The organism is Kitasatospora sp. NPDC096204 (assembly GCF_044763205.1).
Lineage (GTDB): Bacteria > Actinomycetota > Actinomycetes > Streptomycetales > Streptomycetaceae > Kitasatospora.
The window spans coordinates 87,052-105,560 of sequence record NZ_JBIWFT010000025.1; the positions used below are offsets into that span (position 1 = coordinate 87,052).

Here is an 18,509-nt window from a genome sequence, read left to right on the forward strand (position 1 = left end):
GCCGGTCTGTGGCCGGTCGGCGCCGGTTCACCGACCGTCGTTCGTGCGCCGTACGTCGTCGTCCGTGCGCCGCGAGCCGTCGTCCGTGAGCCATGTGCCGTTCCCGCAACGGCCTGCGGCCCCCGGGGGAAAGCGTCCGGGGCCCATTCTCGCAGCGGCTCCCGGCCCCGGGCAGGCACCCCGGACCGATCCCCGACCAGGCCCCTGGTCCTGGTCAGGGCCGGGTACCGGGCCCAGGTCCTGACGGCGTTCTCCTCCCCCGCTCGGACGAGAACGCCCGGTACGCCGTGATGGTCTGGAGACGTGCCGGAACCCCCCGGCGACAGCACCGCAGCCGGAGGAAAACGTGATCCGCGCCCTGACCGGATTCTCCACCAGGAATCCGTGGAAGGTGATCGCCGTATGGGCGGTCCTGGGAATACTCCTGACCATCCTGAGCCAGACCTTGATCTACCGGGTGACCCAGACGCAGACGGCCGACTTCCTGCCGAAGAGCTACGACTCGGCCGCCGCCATGCAGATCGCCCACGACCGCTTCGGGACGAAGCCCGACGCCAACCCGGTGACCGTCCTGGTCGCGCGGACCGACGGCCGGGCGCTGACCCCCGCGGACCACGAGCAGATCGACGCCGGGGCGAAGCGGCTGGGCCGCTTGAAGGTCACCATGCCCAAGCCCAAGGACGCGGCGCCCCTCCAGCGGGACTACTCGCAGGTCCCCGAGGTCGGTCCGGCCATGACGGCACCCGACGGAACCTTCCGGCTGCTCTCCGCCAACCTCACCGGCAACCCCGCCGACCCGGGCCTGGAGAACACCTTCCGGGCGTTCCGGGACAACGCCCGGGCGGAGTTCGCCGCCCAGGGCCTGCGAACCGGCTTCACCGGCGCACTCGCCGAGCAGGTCGACTCCGCCGACGACGGTAAGACCCTCGCGACCATCGCCTCCGCCTGCGCCGTCGCCCTGATCGTGCTGCTCCACGTCCTCGTGTTCCGCAGCGTCCTGGCCGCCCTGCTGCCGCTGGTCGCGGTGGCCCTCGTCAGCGGCGTGGCCGGCGGCGCGGTCGTGGGCACCGCGCTGCTCACCGGCATCAAGCTCGACCCCTCCGTACCGAGCCTCATCGGCGTGGTGCTCCTGGGCATCGGCATCGACTACTTCCTGTTCCTGATGTTCCGCTTCCGCGAGCAGCTGCGGGCCCGACCCGATCGTCACCACCGCTCCACCGCCGCCGAGGTCGGTCAGAAGGTCGGCACCGCGGTCACCTCGGCCGCGCTGACCATCGTCGCCGCCTTCGCCACCCTCGGGGTCGCCGGCTTCGGCCAGTTCCGGGTGCTCGGCCCGGCCGTCGCGGTCTCGGTCCTGGTCATGCTGCTGGCCAGCCTCACCCTGATGCCGGCCGTGCTCGCGGCCTGCGGACGCAAGCTCTTCTGGCCCTCACGCGCCCTCGACGCCGAACCCCGCGACGGCACCGCAGGCCGGTTCGCCGACCTGGTGGCCCGCCGGCCGCTGGCCATGGTCATCGCCTCGATCGCCCTCCTGGGCGCCCTGGGCGGCGGGCTGGCCGGGATCAGGATGGACTACGGCCTGGGCGGCGGCCCGCGCACCGCGTCCCAGAGCACCGCCCTCGAAATCTCCCGCGCCCTGCCCGCCGGCGTGGCGGACCCGACCAGCGTCTACGTCGAGACCAAGAACGCCGGCCCGCTCTCCCCCGGCGCACTCGACGGCCTGGCCCAGCAGCTCACCGGGGTCGCCGGCGTCGGCCAGGTGGCCAAGCCGGTCCTGAACGAGAGCCGGCAGGCCGCGCGGATCGACCTGTTCCTCACCGAGGACCCGCAGTCCCGGCAGGCCCGCGACCTCGTCTCCGGCCCGATCCGCGCAGCCGTCGCCCGGAGCACACCCGCCGACCTGACCGCGCACGTCGGCGGCACCCCGGCCGTCTTCGCCGACGTCTCCACCGCCGTCGACCGCGACCTTCGACTGGTCTTCCCGGTCGCGGCGGCACTGATCGGGGTGATCCTCCTCCTGCTGCTGCGCAGCCTGCTCGCGCCGGTGGTCCTGATGCTCTCCGTCGGCCTCGGCTTTGCGGCCACCCTCGGCGCGGCCGCCCTGCTGTTCCAGCACGCGATGGACAAGCCGGGCGTCAACTTCACGCTGCCCCTGGTCCTGTTCCTGTTCGTGGTCGCGCTCGGCACCGACTACAACATCCTGATCAGCGACCGGATCCGGGAGGAGATGGAACGCCCCGGGCCGCCCCGGGCCGCAGTCGCCCGCGCCCTCCGGCACACCGCCCCGGCCATCGCGACGGCGGGCGTCGTCCTGGCCGGCTCCTTCGCCTCCCTCGCGGTGAGCCCGCAACCCTCCACCCAGCAGATCGGCTTCGCCACCGGGCTCGGCATCCTGCTCTCCGCGTTCCTGCTGTCCATCGTGCTGGTGCCCGCCCTGGCCGCGCTCCTCGGCCGCGGCCTGTGGTGGCCCCTGCGCCCCGGACGCACGACCACCCGACCCACCCCCCAGCACCGCACGCACACACCGCACTCGTCCCACTGGCCCACGCCGCCGTACCAGGACACCCACCCGTACCCGTACCCGCCACAGGAGGAACAGGACACAGACTCCTCCTGGGCCCGACGGAGCCATCACTCCTAGGGACTGTGTGATGTTGTGATCAGTCGGTCATCCGTAGGAGGTCGTCGATCCAGATCATCGCGGCACGGAGGTGGAGGCCGGCGAGGTAGCTGTCAGGTGTCTTGTCGCAGCGGGTGGCGATGCCTCTCCATGCCTTCAGCTTGTCGATCAGGCGTCCGACGGTCTCGCCAAGCGCTTCGCTGAGCCGCTGCTCGAAGCGACGGACCTGGGCGGCGGGGCACGCCGCGCGGGCGTCGCCGGTCGCGAGGTCGGCCTTGAGGAAGGCGCGGCTGACGGCCGGACCGTGGCCGCCGGGGGTGGTGGCCGGCTCAGCGCCTTGTGGATCTGGGCGAGGAGGTCGCGGTAGCGGCAGAGGAAGGCGCGGGTCGCCGCCCGCGCGGCGGGCGATGGCGGGGACGCCGATCTCGGTGCCGTTCTTCGCGGCGTCGGCGAGGGCGGCCAGAACGCGCCGGCGGCGTCGGCCGGTGCGGTCACGGGCGTTGCGGGCGTTGCGGGCGGCCAGGAACAGCTTCACGAACTCGGGTCGACGGCTCTCCGCTCCCCGGCCCTTCGCCGGGGATGACTCGTAGCCATGCGGAGGTCCGGTCCATCCCCCACTCTGGAACGGAGGGGGTGACGGAGGGAGTCATGGGATGCAGATCGTTGTGGACCTCACACGCTGCCAGGGCTATGCGCAGTGCGTGTTCCTCGCGCCGGAGGTGTTCCAGCTGCACGGGGAGGAGGGTCTGCTGTACGCCCCGGCCGTTCCCGACGACCAGCTGGAGCGCGTGCGCCAGGCCGCGGCGGCGTGCCCGGTCCAGGCCATCGTCCTCGGCAAGGAGGTGAGCCCCGATGGCCGCTGACCTTCGAAAAGGCCGGATCGTCATCGTCGGCGCGTCGCTGGCCGGGTTGCGGGCCGCCGAGGCGCTGCGCGAGGAGGGCTTCACCGGCTCGCTGACCGTGGTCGGGGACGAGCCCCATCCGCCCTACGACCGGCCGCCGCTGTCCAAGCAGGTCCTGCTCGGCAAGGTCGCGGCGGACTCCACCGCTCTGCCGATGCGCCGGGACCCGGACGCCGACTGGCGGCTCGGGGTCCGTGCCACCGGCCTGGACCCTCTCGGGAAGCGGGTGGTGCTGGCCGACGGCGATTCGCTGCCGTTCGACCGGCTGCTGATCGCCACCGGCACCCGGGCCAGGCCCTGGCCCAACGCGGCGGAGGCCGCCCTGGACGGAGTGTTCACGCTGCGTACCCGCGAGGACGCCGCCGGGCTGGCCGAGCGGCTGGCCGCGGGCCCGCGGCGGGTGCTGGTGATCGGCGGGGGCTTCACCGGTTCGGAGATCGCCTCGGCCTGCCGGGAACGTGGTCTCGACGTCACGGTCACCGAACGTGGCCCCGCCCCCCTGGTGGGCGCGCTCGGCGGCACCTTGTCCAAGCTCGCGGCCGCCATGCAGCGCAACCACGGGGTGGACCTGCGCTGCGGGGTGACCGTCACCGCCCTGCGGGGCGACGGGAACGGCCGGTTCACCGGTGCGGACCTGTCCGACGGCAGCCGCGTGGAGGCGGACGTGTGCGTGGCGGCCCTGGGGGCGGTCCGCAACGTCGAATGGCTGGCGGACTCCGGACTGGCGGCGGGCCCGCGCGGGATCGCCTGCGACGCCGGGTGCCGGGCCTTCGACATGTACGGCATCGTCACCGACGACGTCTTCGTGGCCGGTGACGTCTCCCGCTTCCCCCACCCACTGTTCGGCTACCAGATGCTCTCCCTGGAACACTGGGGCAACGCGGTCGCGCAGGCCGAAGTCGCCGCCCACAACATGGTCAATCCCGGCCCTCTGCGCCGCCCGCACCTTGCCCTCCCTACGTTCTGGTCGAGCCAGTTCGGGCTCAACATCAAGTCCGTGGGCGTGCCCACCTTCTCCGACCACGTGGTCATCGCCCAGGGCACGCTGGAGGAGCGTCGCCTGGCGATGGTCTACGGCTACCAGGGCCGGGTCACCGCCGCGGTCACCGTCGACATGGCCAAGTCACTCGACTACTACACGCACCTGATCGAGACCGCCGCCCCCTTCCCACCCGCGCCCGGCGCGTCCGACCGCCCGCTCGCGGCCGAGATCCCGCTCCCCTCCGACGTGCCGGATCCGAAGGGGCTCTCCCACGGCCCAACCGTCGCGCTCACCGGCCACCTGCCCGCCCGCCGACTGACCGTGGTCCAGCCCAGCTGACCCACACCCCGCCCAAGCACGAGGAGCCCCACCCCATGGCCGCCGCCGACACCCTCCTGGAACGGATCACCGACTACGCCAACCGCCCCGACCCCTACCCGCTCTACACGGAACTGCGCGAAGCCGGTCCCGTCGTGCGGCAGGCGGACGGCAGCTACCTGGTCGGCACCTACCACGAGATCACCGCGCTCCTCCACGACCCACGCATCAGCGCCGATCCCCGCAGCCTCGCCACCCCGCCCGAGGGGGCGCCGAAGCCCCCGTTCCTACGACTCGACGACCCCGAGCACCACAGACTGCGCAGCCTGGCCATGCGGCCGTTCGGCCCGCCGCACAGCGCCGGCCGCATCGACGCCATGCGCGGCCAGATCACCGAAATCACCGAAGAGCTGCTCCGGAACCTCCAGGACCACACCGCGATCGACATCGTCGACGACTTCGCCTACCCGCTGCCCGTCACCGTCATCTGCCGACTGCTCGGCGTCCCCCAGGAAGACGAACCACAGTTCCGGCAATGGTCCGACGCGATCGTCGCCTCCGCCGACCTCAGACCCGACGAGGAGTCCTCCGCCGAGCGGGACCGGGCCGGTGAGCAGGCGCTGATCGAGCTGGGCCAGTACCTGGTGAACCTCGCCGAACAACGCCGCAACGATCCCACCGGCGACATGCTCTCCACCTACATCAACGAACCCGACCCGGCCATGCGGCTCACCCGCGAGGAACTCGCGCAAACCGCCGTCCTGCTCCTCATCGCCGGACACGAAACCACCGTCAACCTCATCACCAACGGAGTCCTCACCCTGCTGCGCCACCCCGACCAACTGGACCGGCTGCGCCGCGAACCCGAACTGCTACCGGCCGCGGTGGAGGAGCTGCTGCGCTACGAGCCCCCGGTGCACATGCGGCAACGCATCCCCCTCGCCGACGTGGACATCGCCGGCACCACCCTCCCCAAGGGCACCTCCGTCGTGCTCGCGCTGGCCTCCGGCAACCGCGACCCCCAGCAGTTCCACGATCCCGACCGGTTCGACCCCACCCGCCCGGACAACCAGCACCTCGGCTTCGGCGGCGGCGTCCACCTGTGCTACGGCGCACCACTCGCCCGTATCGAAGCCCAGGCCGCGCTCGGCGCACTGATCCCCCGCCTCACCAGCGCAACCCTGCTCCAGGACCCGCCCCCCTACCGGCACGCCGCCATGCTCCGCGGCCCCCGCCACCTCCCCATCCGACTCTGACCGTGACGTTGCCTGCGACCTGCTCCGGCCCGCGCAAAGTCTCCCCAACACTGCGGGCGCCGGAGAAATTCGGGCAGAATATTTGACCTGCCACCTTTTGGACGCGAACACGCCAAGCAGGAGGCGTCTCACCCAGGGCGGCGGCCGAGGACCTCAGACCCAAGCGTGTCGTGGGCACGGTGCCGCACGGCCGCTGTTCGAACCGGGAGTCCCACCGGGTCGTAGCCGTTGAACCATGCCCACAGCTTCCACCTGGCCTACGCCGGCGCGACCACGACCACAGCCACGGCCACGGCCTCATGGCTGACCGCGAGGCGGCTGCGTCGGCGTCGTGGCCGGAGGAGATCGAGCGTCGGCAGCAACCCGGCAGCTTCAACGCCGACCACATCCGGTGCCCGGCGAGCAGGCCGCCCCAACCGGCCGCGACCGCCCGTCGGGTGATGTTGCGGGCCATCGCGCCGAAGACGATCGCGTGGAACGGAGCCACGGCGCGCCGGCGGCAGAGCGTTTCGCCGGCGCCGTCAGGGGCCACGGAGAGCTCCAGCCAGGCCCCGTGCGGGGCGCAGAATACCTCCCCGACCGACACAGAAAAATCTGTGCTCGCTGGAGTAGACATTGCCGCGCACCGTGGTTAGTGTTTCTCTCGTAGACAAGGTCAAGCGATACCCGCCAGACACGAACTGGCGGGCAGCAGGACAGAAGTTCGCAGGTCGGCACGGTTGCAGGGTCCTGAAGCCAGGGATGGTGCAGTAGGCGACAGGGCCGGTGGCCGGGCCAGGTGGCCCGCAGGCATCAGGGGCCGCCACCGAGTGGTACCGGCAGTCGCAGTACGCGGTATCCCAGTGAAGGCGCCAGGCTGCCGGCGCGCGTGCTGGGAGTCCGGCAGTGGGGTTCCAGGCCGAGCGGTTGAGCAGGACGGGCAACGGGGCTGGCTGCCGGAACCGGCGGACCTCAAGGACCGCCACAGCAGTACCGGGTAGTCGTTGCTACCACGCAGTTCGCAGTAATCGGTCAGTACAGAGGATGGACGGAGGGGACAGAGCGCCATCAGGATCGCCCGGCCCGTGAAGCATCACCCGGGCGGATTCCGCAGACCCCAAGGCAAGGACGGTGGTTTCCGGTCACGCATACGCGATCCCCGCACGCCCCCTCCCCCGGGGCGAGGCGGACACAAGGAAGCCGGCCACAGAGCCGGCAGATGGTGTAAAACCCTTCGGGGCCCCGGGAGCCGCAACGGCCCCGGGGCCCCTCAGCGCGTCCACCGACGCAATCAAACCGACACAATCAAGAAGAGGTGCAGTGACCACGGCAACCATCCGACCGCACACCCCCGACTCCCTCGACGACGACGACTACCCCGCCTACACCATGGGCCGCGCCGCCGAGATGACCGGCACCACCCCCGGCTTCCTGCGCTCCCTCGGCGATCAGGGCCTCATCACACCATTGCGCTCGGCGGGCGGACACCGCCGCTACTCCCGCTACCAGCTACGGATCGCCATGCGCGCCCGCGACCTCGTCGACCAGGGCACCGCCATCGACGCCGCCTGCCGCATCATCATCCTCGAAGACCAACTCGAAGAAGCCCTGCGCATCAACGAACAACTGCGCCACTCCCAGGCCGGCCAGGAACCCCCCGCCGACACCTGACCCGCCCACCAGGGCAACGAGACCGGCCCCGCGGCGGGCGACAGCCGCGCACCGCCGACCGCCCCCGAGACGAATCCCCCGCTCCGGTGCACCGGCCGACCGTTCTCCACCGCCCCGGCCGCCCGGTACCCGCCCCACCGGTCAGGGCCCCGCTGCACCGCTCGGCGTCGACCGGGTGCTGCGTGTGAGTTCCACCCTTGCGGAAGCCGGTTCCGGGCAGCGGGATTCCAGGGTCGTGTAAGGCCGCACCAACCTGCGCATCCACCGCCCGGAGGGCCTCCCCGGCGGGACATGGAGCCGAAAGCACCTGTGAGGGGTGCTGCGAGCGGAGCGGGCGATGGTCCGCGTCGGCACCGACGGGACGGTCCTAGAAGCTGAGCAGGCCGATGGCGTGGCCGTCATGGTCCACCACCGGCCACGCGTCCAGGTGCCGGGCGCGCATGGCGGCGGCCGCCGCGTCTGCGGGCATGTCAGCGGTGGCATACGGGGCGCGGTCGAGGACGATGTCGCGCACCGGGGTCCGCTCGGTGTACCAGGAGCGGGCCTGGAACGGCGCGAGGTGCAGGCGTGTCAGCAGCCCCGCACAGCGGCCGTCGTCGTCGCGGACCAGGAGGTGGTCGGCGCCGGAACTCTGCAGGATGTCCATCGCCATGTCGACCATGACGTCGTCGCTGACCTGCAGCTCAGGGCATTTCATGAGGTCGCCGACCGTGGCGGCGGTCTCGGTACGTTCGAGGATGATGGTCATGGGCAGACTCCTTCGCGTATCCACCGCCGGGACCGGCGGTAGGCAGAACGCTGATGGTGGGACGGCCGGCGAGTGCGCCGGAGCGGGCCGAGGCCGCTTGCCGCTTGGTGAGTGGTGGGGCCGGGACTGCGGATCAGTCCCGGCCCCACATACGTGCTAAGCGGCGAGGGCGACGCGCCGCGGTGCCCGGCGGCGGCCGGAGGAGCCCTTGTCGTCCCGGCTCGTGGCGGTTGCGCGGGTGTCGACTCCCGCGTGGGCGGGGCGGCCGCGGCGGCCGCGGCTCGTGGACGCGCTGCGGCGGGGGCGTTCGATGACGGGGTCGGGTACCACGGTGGGGATGCCGGTGGGCACGCGGGCGCCGGTGATACGGGCCAGGTCGTCGTCGCCGGCGCTGACGCGGGTGGTGACGGGGGTGATGGCGGCCGTTGTCATCATGCGGGTCATCGCGCGGCGCTGGTTGGGCAGCACCAGGGTGACGACGGTTCCGGACTCGCCGGCCCGGGCGGTGCGGCCGCCCCGGTGGAGGTAGTCCTTGTGGTCGCCCGGCGGGTCGAGGTTGACGACCAGGTCGAGGCCGTCGACGTGGATGCCCCGGGCGGCGACGTTGGTCGCGATCAACGCGGTCACCTGGCCGGTGCGGAACTGCTCCAGGGTGCGGGTGCGCTGCGGCTGGGACTTGCCGCCGTGCAGGGCCGCGGCCTTCACCCCGTTCGCCAGCAGCTCCTCCACCAAGCGGTCCGCGCCGTGCTTGGTGTCGATGAACATGATCACCCTGCCGTCGCGGGAAGCGATGTGCGCGATCGTGGCGGCCTTGTCGTAGTTCTGCACGTGCAGCACGTGGTGTTCCATGGTGCTGACCGCCCCGGCGGACGGGTCCACCGAGTGGGTGACCGGGTCCTTGAGGAACCGCCGCACCAGGCGGTCGACGTTGCGGTCCAGGGTGGCGGAGAACAGCATGGTCTGGCCGCCTTCGGCGACCTGCTCGAGCAGCTCGGTGACCTGCGGCAGGAAGCCCATGTCGGCCATCTGGTCGGCCTCGTCGAGGACCGTGATGCCGACCCGGTCCAGCTGGCAGTCACCGCGCTGGATCAGGTCTTTCAGCCGGCCGGGGGTGGCCACCACGACCTCCGCCCCGCGGTTCAGCAGCCATGCCTGGCGGCTCATCGACGTCCCGCCGACCACGGTCGCCATCCGCAGCTGTACGGCGCGGGCGTAGGGGGTGAGGGCCTCGGTTACCTGCTGCGCGAGCTCGCGGGTGGGAACCAGCACCAGCGCCAGCGGACGGCGCGGCTCGGCCTTCTGTCCGGCGGTGCGGGCCAGCACGGCGAGGCCGAACGCGATGGTCTTGCCGGAGCCCGTGCGCCCGCGGCCCAGCACGTCACGGCCGGCCAGCGAGTTCGGCAAGGTGGCGGCCTGGATCGGGAACGGAGAGGTGACGCCCTGGCGGGTCAGGGTGGCGAGCAGCGCCTTCGGCATGTCCAGCGCGTCGAAGGACTCGACGGCCGGCAGCGCCGGGGTGGTGCTCACCGGCATCGCGAACTCGCCCTGTGCGGAGGAGCCCTGCCGGGCACTGCGACCGGCGGAGCTCCGGCCACCGGCAGGCCGGTCGCCGTAGAAGGAGCTGCCGCCGGAGCGGGACCCGTAGGCGCCGGAGCGGGAGCCTGCGGCGGAACGGGAGCTGGAGCTCTGGTAGGAGGAGCGACTGGAGCGGTTCATGCGGGAAACCTTCCTCGGGGCGGCACGTCACGAGGAAGGCTCCGCAGCGCGGGGGCGCCGGGCGGAGCTCGCAAGGAACGGGCCAGAAGTGTGACGGGCGGGGCGTGGACGGTAGAACCGTGCGGCACGTCACCTGCGGTCGGCGCTCACCGCGAAGGGGCGGGAGCACGAACCTCGAACCGTGAAGTCTCACGGCAGGGCGCCGATCCGGACGCGGCGCTGGGCGTCTCGCGTGGGGATGGCCGCCGGTGGCGGAGCCAGGGGCCTGAACGGCCGGAGATATGCGTCGTGACGCAAGGCCGAGGGGCCCGCACCGAGCGTGTACGCGGTGCGGGCCCCTCGCTGCCAGGCGGGGTGCCGTGGCAGAAAAACTACAGCGGGCGAATGTTCTCGGCCTGCGGGCCCTTCTGGCCCTGCGTGACGTCGAACTCGACCTTCTGGCCCTCGAGCAGCTCACGGAAGCCGTTGGCGTTGATGTTCGAGTAGTGGGCGAAGACGTCGGGGCCGCCACCCTCCTGCTCGATGAAGCCGAAGCCCTTTTCCGCGTTGAACCACTTCACAGTGCCATTAGCCATAAAGAAATCTCCTTCAAGGGGCTGTCCAAAGCCCGCACTGTGCGGGCTTCGAGTGCCGCGATGATGACCCACCCGGGGAAGAGCCGGGAAACAAAAACACGCCTGCGAAACACCAGCAGGCGCACACAAAGTTCATGGGAACCACTACTGCAACTAAGAGCGACTCTAGCAGGCCGCGGCCTTCCGCGGTGGATCATTTCCCCCCGACTTCGCGGGCGCCTCCCCTCGGATCCACCGCCTTCGGAGCCACTGATGGCGTCAACGCGCCGCACTGTCAGGCACGTTGAAGGCGCAGCCGTAGGCCATGCCCGCTCGGCAGCTCCGATGGCAGACACGGCGAGAACGGGACCGGAGTAGCTGTCGAACGGGCTCCCCCACGGCGGCCCCGGCCGCCGGCCAGCCCACGTGTCAACCGCATCCGGCACCGGCGCGGACGGCGAACGACACCCTTCGAATTCCTACCCGCCCGAATTTGAGTCCGCCGGTCGGGCGCGCTCCAACGGTTTTCGGCGCATACTGCAAGGAATGACGAAATCAGCAGCAGTCCGCCGGCACCTGCCCACCAGCCCCTTCAAAGCCCGGGTCCAGGCACCGCTCAAGCGGTTCGCCGTGGGCGACCGAGTCACCCACGACCGCTACGGCCTCGGCCGGGTCATCGGCGTCGAAGGCGACATCGCCGTACTCGTCGACTTCGGATCACGGCAGGAACGCCTCACCCAGCCGTACGCCGAGATGTTCAAACTCTGACCCCGCACAGCGCCAGGGCCACTCTGCCCCCGGCACCGCACCATTCGCAGGTGGACCCACGGCTGCCGTGAACCACGGCAGCCGGACTCCGCACACCGCCCGGTGGCGCGGTGCGTGGCGACATCACCGGCTGACTGAGGGCCGGTGCGGGGTGGTCACAGCCCTGCACCGGCCCGGCAGGACGCCCCGGGTAGCGGGCGCCCTCCGGTCAGCGGATGCACCTGCCGGCCGCCGCCGGTGTGACGGGGGTGAAGGCGGCGAGTCCCAGTAGGAGAGTCGCGGACCGCAGGGGCCACGGCGACTGGTGCAATCCGGCCTGCCGGCCTGCCCTCGGTTTGCTCCGCCGCGAGGGGCCCGGTGGCCGTGTCATATTCTTGGGTCCATGTCGAACCCTGACGGGCTGCTCGTCGACATCGCCGCGATGGTCGAGTCCGAGAACAGCAATCAGATGTCCCTGACCGTGGTAGTCCCCGGGGCGGTGATCACCGGCAGGCTTGCGCCGGTGACGCTGTGGTGGGAACGGGTGGCGGAGGTACTCCAGGCTTCGGAGCACCTGAAGCCGTTCGCCGCTCTCTTCGCGTCGCCCCCCGAAGGCCCGACAACGCCGCCCACTCACCTGCATTTCCACCGGGCGAAGATCCTGCAGGGAGACTTCGGATTGCCTCACACCGGCGGCATGTACCGCATCGCCATTGATGACGTCAGCAGTTGGACGGTCGGAGACCTCAGCTACTCCGACTCCTGACCACCGCGTCCGGCACGCTGTCGCCTGACCCCGGCCGGTGAGAGCAGGACGGGCGGGTCGAACTCGGCCCGGACGGCCACTCGGGACTCCTCACGGTCCCTGCTCTCCTGCGCTCGGCAGGCCGCGTGCGGTGAGCGTCTGGCGCTCACCGCAGGCCTGTCTCATGAGGCGGGAGGGTCGTGGGGTCAGGTGTCGGCGGGGGGTTTCTGGCCGGCCTGGGAGTGGCGCAGTTGTTCGTTGATGCGCAGGGCTTCTTCGAGTTGGTCTTCGAGGATGATGATGCGGCAGGCGGCGTCGATGGCGGTGCCCTGGTCGACGAGGTCGCGGGCGCGCATGGCGATCCGTAGCTGGTAGCGGGAGTAGCGGCGGTGTCCGCCCGCCGAGCGCAATGGTGTGATGAGGCCCTGCTCGCCGAGGGAGCGCAGGAAGCCGGGGGTGGTGCCGGTCATCTCGGCGGCGCGGCCCATGGTGTAGGCGGGGTAGTCGTCGTCGTCGAAGGAGCTGACGGTGTCGGGGGTGTGGGGCCTGTCGGTCGTCGTAGTCACTGCACCTCTCTTGGTTCCTGGGGAACGCGTCGAGGGGCCCCGGCGCCATAGCGGCTCCGGGGCCCCGAAGGGGAAACAACACCATCTACCGGCCAGGGCCGGGTTCCTTGTTCCGCAACTCCCCAGGACTGGGGCGATGCAGGGATCGCGTATGCGTGACCGGAAACCACCGTCCTCGTACTCAAAAGGGGGTCTGCGGTGTCCGCCCGGGTGAAGACCTCACGGGCCGGGCGATCCTGATGGCGCTCTGTCCCTCCGTTCATCCTCTTCATGGACTGGTTACTGCCAACTGCGGGTACTACGAATCTTCTCGGTACCGCTGAACTGCCACTTGCCTGTACTGCCACGGCCCTGACGGGCCACGTGGCCCGGCCGCCAGTCCTGTCGCCTACTGCACCAACCCTGGCTTCAGGACCCCACAGCCGTGCCGACCTGCAGACTTCTTCAACTCTACCCGCCAGTTCGCATGTCTGGCGGTCACCTCTTCACTGCGCCTACGAGAGAAACACTAACCACACGGCGGGGCAATGTCTACTCCAGTCAGCACAGATTTTTCGGTGTCCGAGAGGGAGGTAGTCTGCGCCCGGCAGGACGTGAGGTGAGGCCCGCAGCAGCCTGGTCGGGACCACGAGCGGCAGCACGGACGAGAGGGTGACCGGTGGAAGAGCCACAGACCGCGGGTCGGGGGCCCGCACCCGACCCGCACGGGCGCACGTCACTGGTGGCCGCCCTTGCCGAGGCGGTCCGCGACCGGGACGAGCGGGGCCTGCGCCGTCTGCTGGCCCGTTTCGCCGAACAGGTCACCTTCGCCGACCTGCACGCCCTGCGCGACGCGCTCACCCCCGGGCGGCACCGCGGCCGACGGCCAGGCCCCCGGTAGGCGGCACTGCGCCACAGCGCACGCCCCGGCCGCCGAGCAGTCGGCCCCGCCGCACCCGCAGCCGACCCGGGATTGACAGCTGAGCTCATGGACCAGCTCGAACGCCTCGCGGCCCTCAAGACCCAGGGCCTGCTCGGCAATGCCGAGTTCGCCGCAGCGAAGCAGCCCTGACCGACGTCCCATTCGCCGACCCCGACCACCTGGTACGGACGGTCAGACGAGGGTTACGGACGATCCGGCACCGCCCCACTCCCCGCCGCAACCACTGGCGGACCCGGCCAACCCATCTCCCCAACCAGCGCGCCCGCCGGGATCACGGAACCCACCCGTGGCCCCGGCGGGCGCCGCCGCCTCCCGTGTGCACACATCGACCCGGGGCTCGGCGCTCCCCCGTCGGCACGCCTTGGGAGAGGGTCGGCGCAACTATCACGGAATGCACTGTTCCGCTTGTGAATAGACGGAAACGGTCATGATCCGCCATTCTATGAACCGTCAAATTCCGTGAGCATGCCGCAATTTGACACCGCCTGGCCGGGGGGCCGGGCGGTCCTGACCCGCGGATAGGCGGAGCACATGGCACTGGTCCCCGACAGAGGGGCGACTCGTTCGGGCCGCTGGCGAAGGCTGCGGCGCGGAACGGCGGCGGCCGTGACAGCCACGGTGCTGGGCACCCTGGGCGCGGTCGTCCCGGCCACGACCGGGCACGCGGCACCCCCGGCGAAGTTGCTCTACATCGCCAACGCCGGCGCCACCTCGGTCACCGTCTACGATCCGGTGGCCAAGTCGGCGGTCGCCACCGTCCCGGTCGGCAGCCGCCCGCAGAACATCGCCATGTCGCCGGACGGCTCGGAGGTGTACGTCCCCAACGCCGGTAGCAATACCGTCTCGATGATCGACACCACGACCAACACCGTCGCCGCCACGATCCAGGTCGACGTGACCCCCTTCGCGGTGGCCTTCGCGCCGGACGGCGGGCACGCCTACGTGGCCAACTACGGAACCCTTCCCAGGGTGGATGTGATCGACACCGAAACCCGGGCGGTTGTCGCCCAGATCCCGGTCGGCCGCCAGTCGTCCGCGCTCGCGGTGACCCCGGACGGCGGTCGGGTCTACGTCGCGCACTTCGGGGCGGACACGGTGTCGGTGATCGACACGGCCAGTAACACGCTCCTCGCCACCATCGCCCAGCCCAGTGGCGCGAGCAAGCCGACCGGACTGGCGATCACCCCCGACGGCAAGCGCGTGCTCGTCCCCAACGGAAACACCGGCAACGTCACGGTCATCGACACCGCCAGCAACACGGCCGTGGCGACCGTCGCGGTCGGCGTCATGCCACTGGACGTGGCCGTCTCACCGGACGGCAAGTACGGGTACGTCGTCAACGGCGCGGCCGGCTCGGTGTCGATCCTGGACATCGCGACCCTCGCCGTCGTCGCCACCGTGCCTGTCGGGTCCCGGCCGATCGCGGTCACGGCCGACGCGGACGGTTCCCGGGTCTACACCGCCGACTTCGACTCGAACGCCGTGTCGGTGATCGACACCGCGACCAACACGGTCACCGAGACCATCCCCGCCGACCGCGGCCCGTACGGCGTGGCGGTCGGCAAGATCGCCCAGCCGACGGTCACCGGCGTCAGCCCCGCCCACGGACCGGTCGCCGGCGGCACCACCGTCACCCTCACCGGCAAGTACCTGGCCGGCACCACCGCGGTCACCATCGGCGGCGTCCCGGCGACCGACATGACCGTGGTCAACCGCAGCACCGTCACCGCGACCGTCCCCGCGCACGCCGCCGGCGCCGTCGACGTCACCGCGACCGTCGCGGGCCGCGACCTCGCCGCAGGGAAGTACACCTACGACGCACCGGCGCCCGTCGTGAGCGGCATCGCGCCGGACCACGGCCCGCTGGCGGGCGGCACCACCGTCACCCTCACCGGCACCAACCTGACCGGCGCCACCGCGGTGACCTTCGGCTCCAAGACAGCCACCGCGTTCACCGTCGACAGCGACACCCGGATCACCGCCACCGTCCCCGCCGGCGCCGTCCCCGGGAAGGTCGACGTCACCGTGACCACCCCCGCCGGCACCGGCGCGGCCGGGAAGTACACCTACGAGGAAGGCTCCTACGTCTTCTCCAAGACCGCCGACCCCGCCCCGGGTTCGACGGTCAAGACGGGCGACAAGGTCACCTACACCGTCACCGTCGCCCAGAAGGGCACGGGCGAGGTCAAGGGCGCGACCCTGACCGACGACCTGTCGAAGATCCTGGACGACGCCGTCTACAACGGTGACGTCAAGGCCACCACCGGCACCGCCGAGGTCAAGGACGGCAAGCTCACCTGGACCGGCGACCTGCCCCAGGACGCCACCGCGACCATCACCTACTCCGTCACCGTCACCGTCACCGCCAACGGCGACAAGCAGCTCCACAACACCGTCACCACCACCGACGACAAGCGCGGCACCTGCGACACCACCAAGACCTGCACGACCGACCACACCGCCACGCTCACCGCCACCCCGACGCCGACGTCCACGCCGACCGATGCCGGCCAGACGCCCGGCACCAGCGCGTCGACCACGGCTCCGGCGGCCCCGGAGGGCTCGTCGGCCACGCAGGCGTCGGGAGCCCTCGCCAGCACCGGCACCACCGTGCTCACCACGGCGACGGTCAGCGCCACCCTGCTGATCCTCGGCGGCCTCGCCCTTGCCATCGGCCGCCGTCGGCGCCGCCTCGGCTGACCGGACCGACCCGACCGACGGGGTGGCCGTGGCATCCAGCCACCGCCACCCCGTCGGCTGTCAGGCCCCGGCAAAGCGGGTGAAGGCGGCGGCCGCGGCGGTGTCCTCCCCCGAGGCCCAGATCCGGCGGAGCTCCGCGCTCTCGACGGAGAGCTCGGTGATCAGTGCGACCAGCCCGGCATCGTCCGGCCAGGCGCCCCCGCCCCCCAGAGCCGACCGATGGCCTCGGCGGCGCGGTCCGCCCAGTCTGGGTGAACCGTGCGGGAGGCGGCGTCCCGGAAGAGGAAGCGGGCCTGGTGGCGGTCGCGGCGGGCCTCGTCCCCGACACCGCCGATGAGCCCGGCGCCCAGCGGGTTCCCGGCCCCCACGTCGAGCGGTGGCAGGTGACGAACGCGGGCAGGCCCACACCCAGTGCGTCCACCTCCGCCGCAGCACGGCGTCCGGCATGGCGGCGCTGAAGCCGTTCGACCACGGCGGCCGTCACCGGCTTCCGACCACCCCACATCGTCGATCATGGAGGCAACACCCAGGCGAGCGCTGTTCGGTGCTCCCGTCTGCGTGGTGTTCGGGGGTGCCCGGTCGACGAAACGCCGGCCCGGAAGCTGACCGAGCTGCTGCGTACGGCGATCGAGGACGTCCCGGCCGCCGTCCTCTGGCCCACCGGGTCCGCGCCGCTCACCAGGGCCGGGTGTGGAACGCGCTCGACTACTCGATCCGGGCCTACGCGCGGGATCGGCCGCAAGCCTGCCCCGGGCCGGTGGCCTCGGCCTAGGGATGGCGGTCGCCGAAACGAAGGCCTGGCCTGGAAGCGCTCCCGCCGGCGGGTCGGACCCGCCGCGTCAGGCGACGGCGGCCAGGTCCGCGCGGCCGAACAGCAGGGCGTAGCCGCGAGGTAGGTGGGCGAGGAGGCGGTCGGTGAGGTTGTAGTCGGTGAAGGTGGTAAGGGCGGCCAGGACGGAGGAGGCGTCCCAGCGGGCGGCGGTGAGGCTGGTGCCCAGGGTGTGGGCGAGGCTTTCGACGAAGGCGGGGGCGGTGACGGGCGACGGGAGGGGGATCTGGGCGGCGAGGACGGCGCGGGCCCGTTCGGGCAGGGCTGCGGCGAGGTCGCAGCGTTCGTCGCCGGTGAGTTGGGAGCCGAGGAGGGCCAGGACAGCGTCGAGGACGCGTTCGGCTTCCTCGTCAGTGGTGTATCGGCCGAGGTTGCGGACCTGCTGAAGGAGGTGGCGGTAGCGGGTCATGACCGTGGGGCCTTCCTGGGGCTGGCCGCCGGTGGGCAGCGGCAGGGCGAGGGGGGTGGTCAAGGTCGTTCGCCTGCGGTCGGGCGGCCGAACAGCAGGTCGTAGCCGGGCGGCAGCTGGAGCAGGACGCGCTCGGTGAGGTCGTCGCCGGCGGCGTCGGCCACCGTGGACAGGACGGCGCCGATGTCCCACACGGCCGTGGCTTCGGTGGCGCCCTCGATCCAGGCCGCGGTCGCGCGCACGAACCGTTCCGGGCTGAGCGGCTCGGCTGCCTGCAAGGGGTTGAGCAGGATCAGGGCCATGGTCTCCGGCAAGCGGGCGGCCAGTTCCGCGCGCACGTCGCCGACCAGGTGGGCGCCGATCAGGGCCAGGACGACCCGGGCGGCCCGCTCGGCCTCCTGCGGGGTGCCGTACTCACCGCGCTCCCGGACCTCGTCCAGGAACGCCTCCCATCGAAGAGTCACCGCGGTTCTCCCTCCGTTCCAAGGTCCGGCGCGACCGTGCCCGGTCGGGGCTCGACGGCCAGGCGCCGGTGCAGACCACTGAGCTCGAGCAGCCGGGCGACGCAGCGGCTGGTTCCGCGCAGGATCAGGCGCCTGCCACTGCGGTCGGCCTGGTTGCGGGCCCGGACCAGGGCGCCCAGGCCCGCGCAGTCCATGAACGTCACCTCCGACAGATCCAGCACCACCTCCCGGTGTGACTCGAGCGCGGTAACCAGAGCACGGCGCAGCGAGGGTGCGGCGTCGAGGTCGATCTCGCCGTGGGCTCGCACGATGAAGGGCTGGTTGCTCTGGCCGTTCATGACGGTTCCGCGTCGCTGCGGGTAGGCCGGTCCGGGCGAGGCC

The 18,509-nt window shown here is 71.5% G+C and carries 18 protein-coding genes; 9 read left to right on the forward strand and 9 right to left on the reverse strand.

All coding sequences use genetic code 11. The annotated features are described in order from the left end of the window. Positions 1-346 precede the first annotated feature (346 nt). Positions 347-2,641: an MMPL family transporter gene (locus ACIQ87_RS25580; RefSeq protein WP_402410432.1), complete on the forward strand. Its 2,295-nt coding sequence runs from the start codon at positions 347-349 to the stop codon at positions 2,639-2,641. A gap of 19 nt (positions 2,642-2,660) precedes the next feature. Here the strand turns inward: ACIQ87_RS25580 and ACIQ87_RS25585 are convergent, their stop codons facing one another. Next, the gene (locus ACIQ87_RS25585) at positions 2,661-3,155 is read right to left on the reverse strand and encodes a hypothetical protein (RefSeq protein ID WP_402410521.1); all 495 of its coding nucleotides are present in this window, start codon (positions 3,153-3,155) and stop codon (positions 2,661-2,663) included. 118 nt (positions 3,156-3,273) lie between these two features. Between ACIQ87_RS25585 and ACIQ87_RS25590 the strand changes: the two genes are divergently transcribed. The 4 genes from ACIQ87_RS25590 to ACIQ87_RS25605 all read left to right on the forward strand — a co-directional run bounded on the left by ACIQ87_RS25590 (position 3,274) and on the right by ACIQ87_RS25605 (position 7,728). Further along, positions 3,274-3,483, forward strand: coding sequence for a ferredoxin (locus ACIQ87_RS25590; protein WP_396251442.1), 210 nt, complete (start codon positions 3,274-3,276; stop codon positions 3,481-3,483). After that, the gene (locus ACIQ87_RS25595; RefSeq protein ID WP_402410434.1) at positions 3,473-4,843 is read left to right on the forward strand and encodes an NAD(P)/FAD-dependent oxidoreductase; all 1,371 of its coding nucleotides are present in this window, start codon (positions 3,473-3,475) and stop codon (positions 4,841-4,843) included. Before ACIQ87_RS25590 ends, ACIQ87_RS25595 begins: the two co-directional genes overlap by 11 nt. Before the next feature lie 35 nt (positions 4,844-4,878). Further along, positions 4,879-6,078: a cytochrome P450 gene (locus ACIQ87_RS25600; RefSeq protein ID WP_402410436.1), complete on the forward strand. Its 1,200-nt coding sequence runs from the start codon at positions 4,879-4,881 to the stop codon at positions 6,076-6,078. A gap of 1,368 nt (positions 6,079-7,446) precedes the next feature. After that, entirely contained in the window at positions 7,447-7,728 is a 282-nt protein-coding gene (locus ACIQ87_RS25605; protein ID WP_402410515.1) for a MerR family transcriptional regulator, read from the forward strand. Positions 7,729-8,095: 367 nt separating this feature from the next. Here the strand turns inward: ACIQ87_RS25605 and ACIQ87_RS25610 are convergent, their stop codons facing one another. The 3 genes from ACIQ87_RS25610 to ACIQ87_RS25620 all read right to left on the reverse strand — a co-directional run bounded on the left by ACIQ87_RS25610 (position 8,096) and on the right by ACIQ87_RS25620 (position 10,767). Continuing rightward, a complete protein-coding gene (locus tag ACIQ87_RS25610) occupies positions 8,096-8,476 on the reverse strand; it encodes a CBS domain-containing protein (RefSeq protein WP_402410438.1) in 381 nt (126 codons plus the stop codon). A gap of 156 nt (positions 8,477-8,632) precedes the next feature. After that, a complete protein-coding gene (locus tag ACIQ87_RS25615) occupies positions 8,633-10,192 on the reverse strand; it encodes a DEAD/DEAH box helicase (RefSeq protein ID WP_402410440.1) in 1,560 nt (519 codons plus the stop codon). Positions 10,193-10,563: 371 nt separating this feature from the next. Next, positions 10,564-10,767: a cold-shock protein gene (locus ACIQ87_RS25620; protein ID WP_030918248.1), complete on the reverse strand. Its 204-nt coding sequence runs from the start codon at positions 10,765-10,767 to the stop codon at positions 10,564-10,566. A 525-nt stretch (positions 10,768-11,292) separates the two neighbouring features. Between ACIQ87_RS25620 and ACIQ87_RS25625 the strand changes: the two genes are divergently transcribed. Both ACIQ87_RS25625 and ACIQ87_RS25630 read left to right on the forward strand, forming a co-directional pair. Beyond that, positions 11,293-11,514, forward strand: a complete 222-nt coding sequence (locus ACIQ87_RS25625; protein ID WP_402410442.1) for a hypothetical protein — start codon at positions 11,293-11,295, stop codon at positions 11,512-11,514. Positions 11,515-11,896: 382 nt separating this feature from the next. Then, entirely contained in the window at positions 11,897-12,259 is a 363-nt protein-coding gene (locus tag ACIQ87_RS25630; protein ID WP_402410444.1) for a hypothetical protein, read from the forward strand. A gap of 185 nt (positions 12,260-12,444) precedes the next feature. Here ACIQ87_RS25630 and ACIQ87_RS25635 read toward each other — a convergent pair whose 3' ends face one another. Then, complete coding sequence (locus ACIQ87_RS25635; RefSeq protein ID WP_402410445.1) at positions 12,445-12,804, reverse strand: MerR family transcriptional regulator; 360 nt, start codon at positions 12,802-12,804, stop codon at positions 12,445-12,447. Positions 12,805-13,462: 658 nt separating this feature from the next. Here ACIQ87_RS25635 and ACIQ87_RS25640 point away from each other — a divergent pair. Beyond that, positions 13,463-13,684, forward strand: coding sequence for a hypothetical protein (locus ACIQ87_RS25640; RefSeq protein WP_402410447.1), 222 nt, complete (start codon positions 13,463-13,465; stop codon positions 13,682-13,684). A gap of 648 nt (positions 13,685-14,332) precedes the next feature. Next, positions 14,333-16,426: an IPT/TIG domain-containing protein gene (locus ACIQ87_RS25645; protein WP_402410449.1), complete on the forward strand. Its 2,094-nt coding sequence runs from the start codon at positions 14,333-14,335 to the stop codon at positions 16,424-16,426. A 161-nt stretch (positions 16,427-16,587) separates the two neighbouring features. On the opposite strand, the gene ACIQ87_RS25650 is transcribed toward ACIQ87_RS25645, so the two are convergent. From ACIQ87_RS25650 to ACIQ87_RS25665, 4 genes are all read right to left on the reverse strand, one after another. After that, positions 16,588-16,941 (reverse strand): hypothetical protein, encoded by a 354-nt coding sequence (locus ACIQ87_RS25650; protein ID WP_402410451.1) that lies wholly within the window; start codon positions 16,939-16,941, stop codon positions 16,588-16,590. A gap of 324 nt (positions 16,942-17,265) precedes the next feature. Further along, positions 17,266-17,727 (reverse strand): DUF2267 domain-containing protein, encoded by a 462-nt coding sequence (locus ACIQ87_RS25655; protein WP_402410453.1) that lies wholly within the window; start codon positions 17,725-17,727, stop codon positions 17,266-17,268. After that, positions 17,724-18,128: a DUF2267 domain-containing protein gene (locus ACIQ87_RS25660; protein WP_402410455.1), complete on the reverse strand. Its 405-nt coding sequence runs from the start codon at positions 18,126-18,128 to the stop codon at positions 17,724-17,726. The genes ACIQ87_RS25655 and ACIQ87_RS25660 overlap by 4 nt, the downstream gene beginning before the upstream one ends. Then, the gene (locus ACIQ87_RS25665) at positions 18,125-18,466 is read right to left on the reverse strand and encodes an STAS domain-containing protein (RefSeq protein ID WP_402410457.1); all 342 of its coding nucleotides are present in this window, start codon (positions 18,464-18,466) and stop codon (positions 18,125-18,127) included. The genes ACIQ87_RS25660 and ACIQ87_RS25665 overlap by 4 nt, the downstream gene beginning before the upstream one ends. Positions 18,467-18,509 lie beyond the last annotated feature (43 nt).

Bases quoted from the DNA above. Each gene is read 5' to 3' on its own strand.
- ACIQ87_RS25590 (WP_396251442.1), top strand. From the start codon at position 3,274: ATGCAGATCGTTGTGGACCTCACACGCTGCCAGGGCTATGCGCAGTGC.
- ACIQ87_RS25595 (WP_402410434.1), top strand. From the start codon at position 3,473: ATGGCCGCTGACCTTCGAAAAGGCCGGATCGTCATCGTCGGCGCGTCG.
- ACIQ87_RS25600 (WP_402410436.1), top strand. From the start codon at position 4,879: ATGGCCGCCGCCGACACCCTCCTGGAACGGATCACCGACTACGCCAAC.
- ACIQ87_RS25605 (WP_402410515.1), top strand. From the start codon at position 7,447: ATGGGCCGCGCCGCCGAGATGACCGGCACCACCCCCGGCTTCCTGCGC.
- ACIQ87_RS25610 (WP_402410438.1), bottom strand. From the start codon at position 8,476: ATGACCATCATCCTCGAACGTACCGAGACCGCCGCCACGGTCGGCGAC.
- ACIQ87_RS25615 (WP_402410440.1), bottom strand. From the start codon at position 10,192: ATGAACCGCTCCAGTCGCTCCTCCTACCAGAGCTCCAGCTCCCGTTCC.
- ACIQ87_RS25620 (WP_030918248.1), bottom strand. From the start codon at position 10,767: ATGGCTAATGGCACTGTGAAGTGGTTCAACGCGGAAAAGGGCTTCGGC.
- ACIQ87_RS25625 (WP_402410442.1), top strand. From the start codon at position 11,293: ATGACGAAATCAGCAGCAGTCCGCCGGCACCTGCCCACCAGCCCCTTC.
- ACIQ87_RS25630 (WP_402410444.1), top strand. From the start codon at position 11,897: ATGTCGAACCCTGACGGGCTGCTCGTCGACATCGCCGCGATGGTCGAG.
- ACIQ87_RS25650 (WP_402410451.1), bottom strand. From the start codon at position 16,941: ATGATCGACGATGTGGGGTGGTCGGAAGCCGGTGACGGCCGCCGTGGT.
- ACIQ87_RS25665 (WP_402410457.1), bottom strand. From the start codon at position 18,466: ATGAACGGCCAGAGCAACCAGCCCTTCATCGTGCGAGCCCACGGCGAG.